Annotated in this window: 13 protein-coding genes and 1 pseudogene; 4 read left to right on the top strand and 10 right to left on the bottom strand. The window is 70.9% G+C overall.

The window, feature by feature from the left end; translation table 11 throughout:
- Positions 1-32: 32 nt before the first annotated feature.
- Positions 33-617, bottom strand: coding sequence for a hypothetical protein (locus AC067M_RS08925; protein WP_478696308.1), 585 nt, complete (start codon positions 615-617; stop codon positions 33-35).
- Positions 618-759: 142 nt separating this feature from the next.
- Between AC067M_RS08925 and AC067M_RS08930 the strand changes: the two genes are divergently transcribed.
- Positions 760-2,211: a family 43 glycosylhydrolase gene (locus AC067M_RS08930; protein ID WP_478696433.1), complete on the top strand. Its 1,452-nt coding sequence runs from the start codon at positions 760-762 to the stop codon at positions 2,209-2,211.
- On the opposite strand, the gene AC067M_RS08935 is transcribed toward AC067M_RS08930, so the two are convergent.
- From AC067M_RS08935 to AC067M_RS08965, 7 genes and pseudogenes are all read right to left on the bottom strand, one after another.
- Positions 2,200-3,555 (bottom strand): alpha/beta hydrolase, encoded by a 1,356-nt coding sequence (locus tag AC067M_RS08935; protein ID WP_478696309.1) that lies wholly within the window; start codon positions 3,553-3,555, stop codon positions 2,200-2,202. The genes AC067M_RS08930 and AC067M_RS08935 overlap by 12 nt on opposite strands.
- Complete coding sequence (locus tag AC067M_RS08940; protein WP_478696310.1) at positions 3,552-4,364, bottom strand: hypothetical protein; 813 nt, start codon at positions 4,362-4,364, stop codon at positions 3,552-3,554. Before AC067M_RS08940 ends, AC067M_RS08935 begins: the two co-directional genes overlap by 4 nt.
- Before the next feature lie 25 nt (positions 4,365-4,389).
- On the bottom strand, positions 4,390-5,562 hold the full coding sequence (locus tag AC067M_RS08945) for a PP2C family protein-serine/threonine phosphatase (RefSeq protein ID WP_478696311.1): 1,173 nt from the start codon (positions 5,560-5,562) through the stop codon (positions 4,390-4,392).
- Positions 5,563-5,661: 99 nt separating this feature from the next.
- Positions 5,662-6,420, bottom strand: a complete 759-nt coding sequence (locus AC067M_RS08950; RefSeq protein WP_478696312.1) for an IclR family transcriptional regulator — start codon at positions 6,418-6,420, stop codon at positions 5,662-5,664.
- A 61-nt stretch (positions 6,421-6,481) separates the two neighbouring features.
- Positions 6,482-8,161: a WD40 repeat domain-containing protein gene (locus tag AC067M_RS08955; protein ID WP_478696313.1), complete on the bottom strand. Its 1,680-nt coding sequence runs from the start codon at positions 8,159-8,161 to the stop codon at positions 6,482-6,484.
- 68 nt (positions 8,162-8,229) lie between these two features.
- A pseudogene (locus AC067M_RS08960) lies at positions 8,230-8,452 on the bottom strand (M56 family peptidase); the annotation flags it as partial.
- Between the two features lie 12 nt (positions 8,453-8,464).
- Positions 8,465-8,854 (bottom strand): BlaI/MecI/CopY family transcriptional regulator, encoded by a 390-nt coding sequence (locus AC067M_RS08965; RefSeq protein ID WP_478696314.1) that lies wholly within the window; start codon positions 8,852-8,854, stop codon positions 8,465-8,467.
- A 138-nt stretch (positions 8,855-8,992) separates the two neighbouring features.
- Here AC067M_RS08965 and AC067M_RS08970 point away from each other — a divergent pair, with 138 nt between their 5' ends.
- Together AC067M_RS08970 and AC067M_RS08975 are read left to right on the top strand one after the other, a co-directional pair.
- Positions 8,993-10,168: an acyltransferase family protein gene (locus AC067M_RS08970; protein ID WP_478696315.1), complete on the top strand. Its 1,176-nt coding sequence runs from the start codon at positions 8,993-8,995 to the stop codon at positions 10,166-10,168.
- Between the two features lie 76 nt (positions 10,169-10,244).
- Entirely contained in the window at positions 10,245-10,700 is a 456-nt protein-coding gene (locus AC067M_RS08975) for a tellurite resistance TerB family protein (RefSeq protein ID WP_478696316.1), read from the top strand.
- 71 nt (positions 10,701-10,771) lie between these two features.
- Here the strand turns inward: AC067M_RS08975 and AC067M_RS08980 are convergent, their stop codons facing one another.
- Positions 10,772-10,969 (bottom strand): hypothetical protein, encoded by a 198-nt coding sequence (locus AC067M_RS08980; RefSeq protein WP_478696317.1) that lies wholly within the window; start codon positions 10,967-10,969, stop codon positions 10,772-10,774.
- Between the two features lie 418 nt (positions 10,970-11,387).
- Between AC067M_RS08980 and AC067M_RS08985 the strand changes: the two genes are divergently transcribed.
- The gene (locus AC067M_RS08985) at positions 11,388-11,561 is read left to right on the top strand and encodes a hypothetical protein (protein WP_478696318.1); all 174 of its coding nucleotides are present in this window, start codon (positions 11,388-11,390) and stop codon (positions 11,559-11,561) included.
- Between the two features lie 105 nt (positions 11,562-11,666).
- On the opposite strand, the gene AC067M_RS08990 is transcribed toward AC067M_RS08985, so the two are convergent.
- A complete protein-coding gene (locus tag AC067M_RS08990; protein ID WP_478696319.1) occupies positions 11,667-12,119 on the bottom strand; it encodes a hypothetical protein in 453 nt (150 codons plus the stop codon).
- Position 12,120 lies beyond the last annotated feature (1 nt).

A 12,120-nucleotide genomic window follows, 5' to 3' on the forward strand; every position in this document is an offset into this window, starting at 1 on the left:
CCGGGCGACAGCTCAGTGCGGCAGTGTCTGCGTCAGTGCCTCAGGTTCGCGCCGACCGCGGCCGTGACGAGGCGGTCCCGTTCGGTACGGGTGAACAGTCCCTCGGACAGCCATGTGTCGGCGAGGCTGCGCACCGCCCGCACGAAACGCCCGGAGGTCGTGAACGGGGCCTGCGCCCAGAGCACGTCGAGGAAGGTGAGACCGTCGGCGCGGGCACGGTTCGGTACGCCCGAGTCGGTCGCTCCGAACACGACGACGGGTTCGGAGCGCTTGAAGTAGGCGTGGTAGCGGGCGTCGTCCGCGACGTGGAACGGGGCGAGGGTCAGGCCGTGCGTGGTGAAGTGCAGCGGGCGGCCTCCGGGACGGATCGAGTCGGCGAGATTCGCCCCGGAGAGTGAAGTCCCGGTAGAAGGAGAACGAGCGGAACCCGGTCTCCGGACTCCTGGCCACCAGCAGGACCGGCCCGTAGAACACCGACTGGAGAGCGTCGCCGCGGTCAACGACGGGATCGACCCGCCCTCGTCCAACGACACCGTGAACCCGCGCTGGGGCACCTGGCCGGAGTCCGGGCAGCAGTGGGCCGAGCTGACCTGGTTGTCGGCGAAGACGATCGACAAGGCCGAGGTGTACTTCTTCGACGACGACGAGGGCATCGACATGCCCGCTTCGTGGAAGCTCCAGTACTGGAACGGCAGCGCCTACGTCGACGTGCCCGGTGCGAGCGGCTACCCGCTGGCCAAGAACCAGGGCGTCCTCACCATGGTGGTCGCCTTCCTGGAGGCGCCCCCCCCCGCTGCCGCAGCCGTCACCTTCACCACCACGGGGGTGAACCAGAACGGCGGCAACTGCCTTGATCTCCCCGGCAGTTCCTCGACCAACGGGACGCAGCTGCGTGCGTTCTCGTGCGGTTCTGGAGCGAACCAGAACTTCGGCTTCACCCCGGTCCCGGGGGCGAGCGACACATACACGATCACCACCCGGTCCGGTCAGTGCGTCGACGTCTACGGCGCGTCCACGGCGGACAACGCGGCGGTCATCCAGTGGCCCTGCCACGGCGGGACGAACCAGCGGTGGCGGCTCACTCCCGTGTCGGTGAGCGGTACGGACAAGACCTTCAACCTGGTCTCCGTCAGCTCCGGCAAGTGCGTGACGCCGAGTGGCGGTTCGTCGGCATCGAACACCGACCTGGTGCAGTTGCCGTGCGCCACCGCGAACGGCAGGGTGTGGCGGCTGCCCGGCTTCAGCGGCGGCGGCACGGGCACGAAGACCTTCACCAACCCGCTCTCCCAGCACGGGCCCGACCCCTGGCTGACGTACTACGACGGGTACTACTACCTCGCCACCACGACCTGGAACTCGACGGTCACCATGCGCAAGGCCGGCACCCTGGCGGGCCTCGCCACGGCCACCGACCAGGTGATCTTCAACCTGACCCGGCCCAACGGGGCCGGCACCATGTGGGCCCCGGAGTTCCACCTGCTCGACGGCCCAGGCGGGAAGCGCTGGTACTTCTACTACACGGCCGGGCGGGAGCCGTACGACCTGGGCACCCAGCGGATCCATGTGCTGGAGAGCGCCGGTCTGGACCCGATGGGGCCGTACACCTTCAAGGCCGACCTGCTCGACCCGGCCCAGGACAACACCTGGGAGCTGGACCCGAGCATCCTGCAGCTGAACGGCAAGCTGTACCTGCTCGGCACCTTCTACAACGGCTCGCAGCCCATGTTCATCCGGCCGCTGTCGAACCCCTGGACCGCGAGCGGCACCCGCCGGGTGCTGTCCACGCCGACCTACAGCTGGGAGACGGTGGGCGGCGCGGTCAACGAGGGCGCCGAGGTGCTCCAGCGGAACGGCAAGACGTTCATCATCTACTCCGCGAGCCACTGCTCCACGCCGGACTACAAGATGGGCATGCTGACGTACAACGGCGGAGGCCCGCTGAGTTCCTCGTCCTGGGTGAAGTCGCCGAACCCGGTCTTCCAGCGGTCCAACGCGGGCGGGGTGTACGGGCCCGGCCACAACGGCTTCTTCAAGTCGCCCGACGGCACCGAGGACTGGATGGTGTACCACGCCAACAACTCCGCGAGCGGCGGCTGCGACATGAACCGGTCCACCAGGGCGCAGAAGTTCACGTGGAATGCCGACGGCACTCCGAACTTCGGCACCCCGGTGGTCCTCGGAGTCACCCTGCCCGCGCCCTCAGGCGAGTAGCCCGGTGAGGAACGGTGCGAGGGTTCGGGTGAGCGTGTTGTGCGACGGGGCGGCGAACAGCGGGTCGAGGTGGTTCATCCCGTTGTCCGTCTCGTACGTCGCGTACGGGATGCGCGAGTTCGCCACGACCTCGCGTGCGGCCGACACGATCGTCCCCTTGGCGTAGCTCGTCTGGAAGGCGTACAGGGGAACGTCGAGGCCTGCGGTGTGCAGCAGCCGCAGGCCCAGCGAGCGAGCCAGAGCGGTGTCCTCGTAGGGGTCGGTGACGTCGAGGTCCACCGACAGCCGGGCCGGCCAGTACCACTCCCAGACGGTCGGCTCCGGTCCCGCGTACGCCGTCGCGACGCGGCTGATCGGTGTGATGCCGGTGTCGATCCACCCGCGTACGTCACCGCTGTCGGCGAGGTGTCCCGAGTGCACGCTGATGTCGTTGGGCCAGCCGAAGCCGGTGTCCACCAGGGTGCCCAACAAGGCGGCATTGGTGACGGGGGTAGGCGGTCGCAGGGCCTCGGGCATCCGGGGTTGCAGGACCGAGCGGCCGTCCGGGTCGGTGTGCGCGTACCAGCCCGCGAGTTGATACCAGATCTGCGTGCTCTCCGCGCGGTCGCCCAGACCGACCGCGCTCAGGGTCATGTCGAAGACCGCGCCGTCCTCGATGGCCGCCAGCCGCTGCCGCACCTCCTCCGGTGCGTTGTGGATCGGCTCGCCCGTTCCGTCGAAGGCGCCGCGCACCCCGCCGTCGACCAGGGCGAGGGCCGCGAGGTCCCGGTATCCGGGGCGGCCGTCGAAGTCCCAGGCGGCGTACGCCAGCGCGGTGGTGGCGCCCCAGGAGTGGCCGCCGAGCACCACCCGACGCCAGCCGCCGCATGCAGCGGCGGCCACGACCGTGTGCAGGTCCGCCACGGTGCGAGCGAGGCCCCAGCGCGCGGCGAAGGCGGAGGTGGTGGGGTCCTGCGAGCGGTAGTGGCCGTCCAGGTAGTACGCGGCCGGGTCGGCGGTGGCGAACCCGGCGCGGTCGGTCAGGTTCTCCTCGCGCCGGTCGAACCCCCACACCTGCACGCCGGGCACGGCCGCGACGAGGTCCCGGGCCGGCAGCCGGAAGTCGTCGGCGGCTCCGAACATGCCGGGAACCAGCACCAGGACCGTGTGCGCCGTGTCGGGGCCGACCTTGAGGACATGCACGCGGTCCGTGCCGGCCGGGCCGCCCCCGGCGCCCACGGACAACGGGACGTACGGCTCCCGGCCCCGCCCGGCGGCGGCAGCGGAGCCGCCCACCGTGGACGTCAAAGCAAGGCCGCCGACGAGTGCGCCCAGCACCGCTCTGCGCGGCAGGGCGCTCGTCATGGGGCGCACCCGCCCACGCGCTTGCTGCTCAGCGCCACGTCGTCCATGCGGAGGTCGTACGAGGAGGGCGTGGGATCGGCCTGGTACAACTGCCAGCCCAGCTTGAGCTGGTCGAAGCGGGGGAAGACGAAGTCGTCGGCCGTGCCGCCGTGTTGCTTGGTGGACGCGGTCAACTCGGGCTTCTCCACACCGTCCATGTAGACGGTGACACGGTTGTCGGTCGCGTCGAGGTGGAACTCGACGCACTGCCAGGTCCCGGCCGTGGCGGGGGCGGAGGTCTTCCAGGCGGTCCAGTCGCCGGTGGGGCCCAGGTCGGAGCCGACGCCCCAGAAGTTGCCCTGGTCGGTGGGAGCGTACTGGCCGCCCAACGGCCGTACCAGCGTGGGGGCGTTGGAGCCGGAGGCCTCCGCGATGGTCCAGTGCGCCCAGTCGGGTGCCGTGGGGAACCGGTCCACGCGCAGCCGCAGCCGGGCCCAGAAGCTGTTGCCGGCGGGTGCGAGGTCGGAGAGGACGAGGAAGGCGCGGCCGTTGCCTTCCGTATGGAGTCTGAGCTGGCGGCCGTGTCCGGTGGTGCTCCGTTCGACGGTCAGCGAACCGTTGGAGGTGTCGCTGGTCCAGCCGCGACCCGCGCTGACCGGGCCAAGGGGAAGTCGGTCGAAGTTCTCCCGGACGAAGGTTCCGTACGAGGGCCCGCTCGTGGCTTCGTGCGGGGCTTCCCGCGGGGCGGGGGCGGCAGAGGCGGTGGGGGGTATCGCAAGCAGCGTGGCGGCCGACACCAACGCGGCGGCGAGCTTCCTCATGCGTGTCATGGGGCCAGTCTGCAACATTGAAAGCTCAAGAAACATAAGCGACTTGAGCGGATGTCCGCAGTGCGGCCGGCTTGCGGATCAGCAGCAGCGCCGCGTCGTCGTGCAGCCGCCCGCCCACGTGCGCCAGCAACTCGTCGTGGAGCCCGGTGAGGGTACGCGCCGGCTCGTCGGACACATGGCGGGCCAGTCCCTCCACGAGCGGATAGAACGCGCGGTCGCGGTCGCGGGCCTCGATGACGCCGTCGGTGTAGAGCAGCAGCTGGTCGCCGTCGGCGAAGAGCAGTTGCTGGAGGCTGGGAGTCTGCTCCGTGAGGGCGCGCAGCCCGAGGGGAGGTGCGGGGTGTGTGGGCTCGACCGCCTCGACCGCGCCGCTCGCACGCACCAGCAGCGGGGGCGCGTGGCCGCAGTTGACCACCTCCAGCCGCCCGTCCCGGGGATACCCGGCGACCACGGCGGTGACGAAGTCGTCGCCCCCGAGGTTGCGCGCCAGGCTCCGCTCGATCCGGTCGACGACGGCGAGGAGGTCTGGTTCGTCGTAGGCGGCCTCGCGGAAGACACCGAGCACGAGGGCCGCGGTCCCGACGGCCGGGAGTCCCTTGCCGCGTACATCGCCGACGATCAGCCGCACGCCGTACGGGGTGGGTATCAGCGCGTAGAGATCCCCGCCTATACGGGCCTCGGCCGCCGCGGCGCTGTAGCGGACGGCCGTCTGGAACGGTCCGACGGTCGCCGGGACGGGCTTGAGCAGGGCGTGCTGTGCGGTCTCCGCGACCGAGCGGACGGCGGCGAGCACCCGTTCACGCCGCACGCGCAACACACTGGCCAGGCCGCCGGCCAGCGTGACGGCGGCCACGGAGGACAGCACGGCCGCCAGTTCACGGGCCGGGACACCGTCTCGAGTGCCGAGCGTCGCGCCGAGGGCGGCGGCGAGGAGACCGACACTGAGGACACCGCGCGGCCCGTTGGTGGTGGCGGCCAGCGCGGGTCCGGCCGCCAACAGGGGCAGCCAGATCATCCCAGCTCCGCCGACGAGGTCGGCGATCACGACGGCCGTGACGATCAGTACTGGCACAAGGGGCGTGCCGACGGCCAGCTGGGCGGCGGCGCGCCTGCGGACGGACGCCCCGGGCTCGGCTTCTCGCTTTGCGAACAGCCGTGTCGGCCAGTGGTCGTCACCGTGGTGTCGGGTCTGACTCATGTCTCGTCCGCAGTCCTCACCTGTGTACGGGGCATACTCCCGAAATGCCTGTTTCATCCAGGAAAGACGTTCAGGGCGGCCGTCACAAGGAGCCGGATTTCAGATAGTGAGCGAGAGGCCCCGGGTCACGCGGCTCGCGGTCGGCAGCAGCCGTCCCCGGATCTCCGCCAGCCGGGACAGCCGGTCCGCCGGGAGCGAGACGCCGAGCGAGCCGAGCGTGTCCCCGCTGTAGACGGGCACGGCGACACAGACCGTGCCGAGGGTGTACTCCTCCAGGTCCGTGACGGCGGGGGCGACGGGTGAGGAGTCGAGCCGCCGGAGCAGTTCCGGCGGACTGGTGATCGTCCGAGGGGTGAGATCGGCGAGGTGGTGCCGGGAGAGGTAGTCCTTGCGGGCTGCGTCGTCGAGCTCGCGCAGCACGGACTTGCCCAGCGCGGTGGCGTGTCCGGCGTCCTCGAAGCCCACCCAGAGGTCGACGCGGGGCGCCCGGGGGCCGTCGACGATCTCGGCCACCCGGATCTCGCCGTCCTCGTAGAAGGTGAGGTAGGCGGCGGTGGCGAGCTCGTCCCGCAGCGCGGCGAGCGTGGGCCGGACACGGCTGAGCAGCGCCTGCCCACGGCCCGTGGTGTGCAGCGCCTGCAGCTTGTCCCCGAGGACGAAGCCGCCGTCGGCCAGCTTCCGCACGTATCCGTCGTGGACCAGCGTCCGCAGCAGGTGGTACGCCGTGGCCAGGGGCAGCCCGGTCTCCCGTGCCAGCTGCTTCGCCGGCGCGCCGTTCTCGTGCGCACCCACCGCCTCCAGCAGCCGGAACGCTCGCTGCACGGAGGTGATCAGCGTAGGCCCTTCGTGCCCAGCCATACGACCAGCGTGCGCCCGGCCCCCGGGCACAGGCAAGGCCCGCTCCTTCCCGACCCGGGCGTCACGGCCGGTGACCGCCTTGGTCGAAGCGGAAGAAGTACAGGCCGCCCGCTCCCGCGGCGGCCAGCAGAGGACCGGCGGCGGACCAGCCGCACAGCGAGAGCTCGCCTTCGGTACGCATCAGCGCGATCTTCCGCCCGCTGTGTGGGTCCCAGACGCTCAGGACGCCGCCGGCGTCCCGCTCCACGGTCGCCAGCTGCTCGCTGTCCGACGCCCACGCCAGGACGCGCGCGGTGCCCTCGAGTGTGTGCGTCAGGACTCCCGTCTCCGCGTCCCGGACCCGAACCGATCCGTCGGCACCCAGGACCGCCACCAGCGTGCCGTCCGGCGACCAGGTGAAGGACAGCCCGGTGGTGCCAGGGAGGCGGAGTTCCCGGAGGAGGGTGCGGCCGGCGGCATCCCAGATCCGTACGGCGTGCCGCGGGCCGACGCTGCCGACCAGCGTGGCGAAGCGGGAGCCGTGCGGTGACCACGCCATGTCCCTGACCGCCCCGGCACCGCCGGTCTGGACGTGCAGGGTGACGCCCGTGTGCGGATCACGCAGTCGCAGGCGTCCTTCGCTGTCACGGGTGGCCAGGCAGGCGCTGTCCGGCGACCACACGGGGGTGCCCGTCGCATGGCCCGTGCTCACCACGGTGGCGGCCGCGTGGTCCCAGGAGCGCAGGGTCAGCGCGTCGTCGACGGTGGCCAGGCGTGCTCCGTCGGGCGACCACGCCATGCCCCGGAGGGCTCCGGTGTGCCCGCCGAGCGCACGGACATGCTCCCCGGTGTCCGTGCGCCAGAGATGAACGGTCCCGTCTGCGTCGTAGGCGCCGAGCAGCGAGCCGTCGGGCGACCACAGCGCGCGGCGCACCCCACCCGACGGGCTGCACAGCTCGCGCGCCACGCCGCCGGTCAGCGCGTCCCACAGCCGTACCGCGGCGCCGGTCCCCGAGCGGGCGTCGACCGTGGCCAGGAAACGGCCGTCGGGCGACCACGCGAGCGTGTGCACGGGGACCGCGCGGTCGCCGGCCGTGGTGGTCGCCGATGTGCCCGGCCGCCAGATCTGCACACGTCCGGCGTGGTCACCGGTCGCCAGACGCGAGCTGTCGGGCGACCACGTCGCTGCCTTGACTGCTCGGAGAGGGCACGGGGAGTCGGCGTGGTCCCACACACGCATCCCGCTCTCGCCCACGACGAGGAGCATGCTGTCGTCGGGGGCCCACCGCGGGGCGGCCGAGTGTCCCTGGTCCGTGAAGGCGTGCGTGACCTCAGCCGTCTCGGCGTCCCACACCCGCACATCGCCCGACAGGGTCGCTGCCGTGATGCTGGTGCCGTCGGCGGACCAGCGCACCGTGGGGGCGACGAGGTCGTCGCCGATGAACAGCTGGGTGAGGACGCCGTCCACGACGTCCCACACTCGTGTGACGCCCCGGCGGTCCGAGGACAGGAGCCGGCTGCCGTCTGGGGACCAGAGCGTTCGGCTCACGGGAGACCTGGCCTGGTTCCGGACGAAGTCCCGGTGACCGGGGAGCACCTGCTCGACGGTGCGCGTCGCGATGTCCCACAGGCGTACGCCGTCGCTGTCGTCGGTGGTGGCGAGTCGGCCTCCGTCCGGCGACCAGGCAAGCGAGCGGGCCATGCCCTCATGGCCTCCCAGCATGGCCGGGGCGTGCTCGTCGCCCGCCCTGAGTGCGGCCACGTCCCACAGGTGCACGGCCGAGCCCACATCCGTACCGGCCAGCCAGGCGCCGTCGGGCGACCACCCGCGCGCACCTCCGGGTCGGACCGGCCGCCGGGCAGGGGGTTTCCGGGGAGCTGGGCGGTGCCCACCACCATCAGCAGGCCCAGGCAGACGGAGCTGCAGGCCGCCATGGCGGACCCGAGTCCGGTCAGCAACCGGGGGGCGGTGCGGGGGTCGAGGTGGTGTTCGGGCGAGACGAGCCACGGGCCACGCGGCGAGCGGCAGGATCAGTGGAAGGAAGACGAACACTCCCCTGCGGCTTCAGTCCGTCCCGGGCGTTTCCGGACGGCCGAGCAGCTCCCGCAGCAGGCGTTCGTCCTCCGGTTCGAGGGAGGTGACGAAGCTGGCCAGTACCGCTTCCCGGTCGCTCTCGCCGTCCAGCACCTTGCGCATCCTGTGTGCGGCGAGCCCGGCCTGGTCCGCCACCGGCGTCCAGGCGAAGGACCGGCCCGCGCGTTCCCGGGTCACCACACCCTTCGCCAGCAGCCGCGTGAGGATGGTGATCACGGTCGTGTACGCGAGGTCCCCGCCGAGGCGTTCCTGCACCCAGCCCGCGCTCGCCGGTCCGTCCGCCTCGCGCAGGACCGCCAGGACCAGCCCTTCCAGCTCGCCCTGTCCCCGGCGCCGGGAACCCTGCCGCCGGTTCGTCACACCCGGTCTCCCTTCCCTCGCCGCGCAGTTCACGAGGAGTCCATCGTAGGGATCCCCGGCACGACTCACCGGCTGTGAGCTGCGCAACGTCCGCTCCCGTCCGGGTTTGGGCCGGCCGCGAGTGGTGAGGCGGCCGGGATGCCCGACAGCCTCACCCCAGCCGCGCCGCCCGCCGTCCCCTTACCGGCCTCGGACGGGAGGACACGCAGAGCCGCGACTGCGTCCGGGCGCCCCAAGCAGCGTGACGCCTTCTTCGACAACGCCAAGTACCTGGCGATCGTGCTGGTGGCCATGGGGCACGCCTGGGAGCCGCTGCGCTCCGGCAGCCGTGCCGTCACCGCGATCTACACGGTCGTCTACGCCTTCCACATGCCGGCGTTCATCGTCATCTCCGGCTACTTCTCTCGTGGCTTCGACGCGAGCCCGCGGAAGATCAGGCGCCTGATCACCGGTGTCGTCGTCCCGTACGTCGTCTTCGAGACGGCGTACAGCCTGTACACGCGGTGGGCCGAGCACGTCCCGGACCGTCAGATCAGTCTGCTGGATCCTCTGTACCTGACGTGGTTCCTGGCGGCGCTGTTCATCTGGCGGCTGACCACCCCCCTCTGGGAGAGCGTGCGGTGGCCGGTGCCGTTGGCCCTCGGCATCGCGGCGCTGGCGACGCTGTCACCGTCCCTCGGCGGCGACCTCGACCTGCGGCGCACCCTGCAGTTCCTGCCCTACTTCGTCCTGGGCCTGTGCCTGCGGCCGGAGCACTTCCGGCTGGTACGCCGTCGTGAGGTGCGCGTCCTGGCCGTGCCGGTGTTCGCCAGTGCGCTCGCTGTGGCGTACTGGGCGGTCCCGCGGTTCGACTACGCCTGGTTCTTCCACCGCGACAGTGCCGTGGAGCTGGGCGCGCCCGCATGGTACGGGCCCGTGATGACACTGGCCCTCTTCGGCTGCTCCCTGACTCTGGCGGCCTGTTTCCTGGCCTGGGTGCCCGGGCGCCGGACCTGGTTCACCGTGCTGGGCGCCGGCACGCTCTACGGGTATCTGCTGCACGGCTTCGTCGCGGTGAGCGCGGGCCGCTGGAACTGGTACGGCCCCGCCTGGGTCCACGGCCCCCTCGGTGAGATCACCGTGACCCTCGTGGCGGCGGCGGTCGTGACCGTGTTGTGCACGCCGCCCATGCGTCGGGTCCTGCGCTTCGCGGTGGAGCCGAGGCTCGACCGGGCCTTTTGGAGGGAGCCGCCCCCACCACATGACCGGACCGCCTCGCGCGGGGGCGCGCGCGAGGTCATGCGCCAGGCGGCGACAGTTTTCGGACGTTCGTGAGGGCGGAGGGGAACTTCTCCGCCCGGCCGCTAGTTTCTACATTGCTGTAGATGTCTATCGAGCGTATGGAGTTCACATGGCCCTGTGGGACCGCTTCAAGGAATCCGCGACGCAGATGCAGACCCAGCTGCTGGCGAAGAAGAACGACCTCAAGAGCGGCGCCTTCCGCGACGCGAGCATGGCGATGTGCGCTCTGGTCGCGGCCGCCGACGGCACCGTGGACCCCTCCGAAAGGCAGCGCGTGGCGCAGCTGATCGCCACCAACGAAGTGCTGCAGAACTTCGACGCGACGGATCTGCAGCGGCGCTTCGACGCCAACCTCGACAAGCTCACCACCGACTTCGACTTCGGCAAGGTGAGCGTGCTGCAGGAGATCGCCAAGGCCAAGAAGAAGCCGGCCGAGGCCCGTGCCGTCGTCCAGATCGGCATCGTCATCGGCGGCGCGGACGGCGACTTCGACAAGACCGAGCAGGCCGTGGTGCGCGAGGCGTGTTTCACGCTGGACCTGCCGCCGCACGAGTTCGACCTCTGAGCTTCCCGCGACAAACCCCACGGGCCCCGGATCGTCTGATCCGGGGCCCGTGGGGCGGTCGTACGCCGTGGTCAGTGAGCGGCGGCCTGGATGCTGCCGCCCGCCGCGAGCCCGTCGGCCGAGCCGACAGCCGAGAGGTCGGCGCAGACGTCGCCGAGCGGCGTCTCGAGGTGCAGGCCGCCGACGCCACCGGCGGCGAGACCACCGGAGACGGCGTCCAGGGCGGCGTCGGAGATCTCGGTGGTCTCGACCTGGGGGGCAAAGTTCATGGCGAGCGGTTCCCTTCGGATAAACACTGGTGAATGGCGGAGTTCGCCCGATTCCCTCACGGAAACCGTCCTGGCGACGTGAGCCACGCGCTGGATCAAAGCACGCCGACGAAGGGACGGCCAGCGGCCCGGAGTTCGACCGGCGCGTATTGCGAAGGCCGACTTCACTGGTGTGACAGCGCGATGACCGAACACACCGACTCCTTCACACGGCCCGCCACGCCACTGCACGCACGGGAGTTGCCGCCGCATTCCGAAACACCTAGTCGTGACCACTGGCGGGGCTCCGCGCCGCCCCGCCCGTGAACGGTGTGCAGGTTTACTGGATATTCCATATGTGCTCGAAATCCCGGACATCCGGAGGGCGTGTAACGTGGCGGCGCGTCATGAAGCGGACTTACAGCGAAGGATCAGCCCAGTGACACCCCACTCGAGCGGAATCGACCGTCTGCCCATCTACGACAGCCTGGTGCGCGAACAAGGTGACGTCGTGACAGAAGTGCGCGAGGTGGCGGAACAGATGCAGCTCCAGGCGGCACAGGCCCTGAGGGGCCATCACGAGGTCCCGCATCGTTCACCGGGACTCGAATGACCCCTCGATAGTCGTTCCTCGACCGACCAGGACGTGGTCCGGCAGCGCCGGGCACACCGTCAACATCGTCGTGGTCGGCGTCGCGGGCGCGTCACGTGGTGGGCGTCATGACGCGCTCGGCGCCGGATTCATGCCCCGCAGCTGCTGGATGGTCCCCCCGAGCTCGGACCGGACCGCCTTCAGCTTCTCCTCTTTCGCGGCCACGACCCAGCGCGTGCCGACGAGGTAGGTGCCCCCGTAGATGCTGGCGCTGTCCAGCCAGGTGTTCTTGTACTTCTCCTCGGGGAAGGTGGTGATGATGTAGTCGGCCTTCTTCGAGCGGCACACGCCCTCGCGCAACTCGTCCGCGTCGATGCGGATCTTGGCGGTGCAGCCGATGAGTCCGGCGATCACCTCCACCTTCGCCGGGGCCACCACACCGGCCGCGGGCGCGGCGGACACCGTGGTCGGCTTACTGTCCGCGGAAGCGTCGTCGTCGCCTCCGCCGCAGGCCGTGGCCAGGGGAAGCAGGGCCAGACTCGCTGTCAGGGCGACTCCGCGCGCCAGTTGCTTGAACACG

It is taken from the genome of Streptomyces sp. NPDC043427, from assembly GCF_056436655.1.

Coding starts and splice junctions, on each gene's coding strand:
- AC067M_RS08930 (WP_478696433.1), top strand. CDS start 760: ATGGTGGTCGCCTTCCTGGAGGCGCCCCCCCCCGCTGCCGCAGCCGTC.
- AC067M_RS08935 (WP_478696309.1), bottom strand. CDS start 3,555: ATGACGAGCGCCCTGCCGCGCAGAGCGGTGCTGGGCGCACTCGTCGGC.
- AC067M_RS08940 (WP_478696310.1), bottom strand. CDS start 4,364: ATGACACGCATGAGGAAGCTCGCCGCCGCGTTGGTGTCGGCCGCCACG.
- AC067M_RS08945 (WP_478696311.1), bottom strand. CDS start 5,562: ATGAGTCAGACCCGACACCACGGTGACGACCACTGGCCGACACGGCTG.
- AC067M_RS08950 (WP_478696312.1), bottom strand. CDS start 6,420: ATGGCTGGGCACGAAGGGCCTACGCTGATCACCTCCGTGCAGCGAGCG.
- AC067M_RS08970 (WP_478696315.1), top strand. CDS start 8,993: ATGCCCGACAGCCTCACCCCAGCCGCGCCGCCCGCCGTCCCCTTACCG.
- AC067M_RS08975 (WP_478696316.1), top strand. CDS start 10,245: ATGGCCCTGTGGGACCGCTTCAAGGAATCCGCGACGCAGATGCAGACC.
- AC067M_RS08980 (WP_478696317.1), bottom strand. CDS start 10,969: ATGAACTTTGCCCCCCAGGTCGAGACCACCGAGATCTCCGACGCCGCC.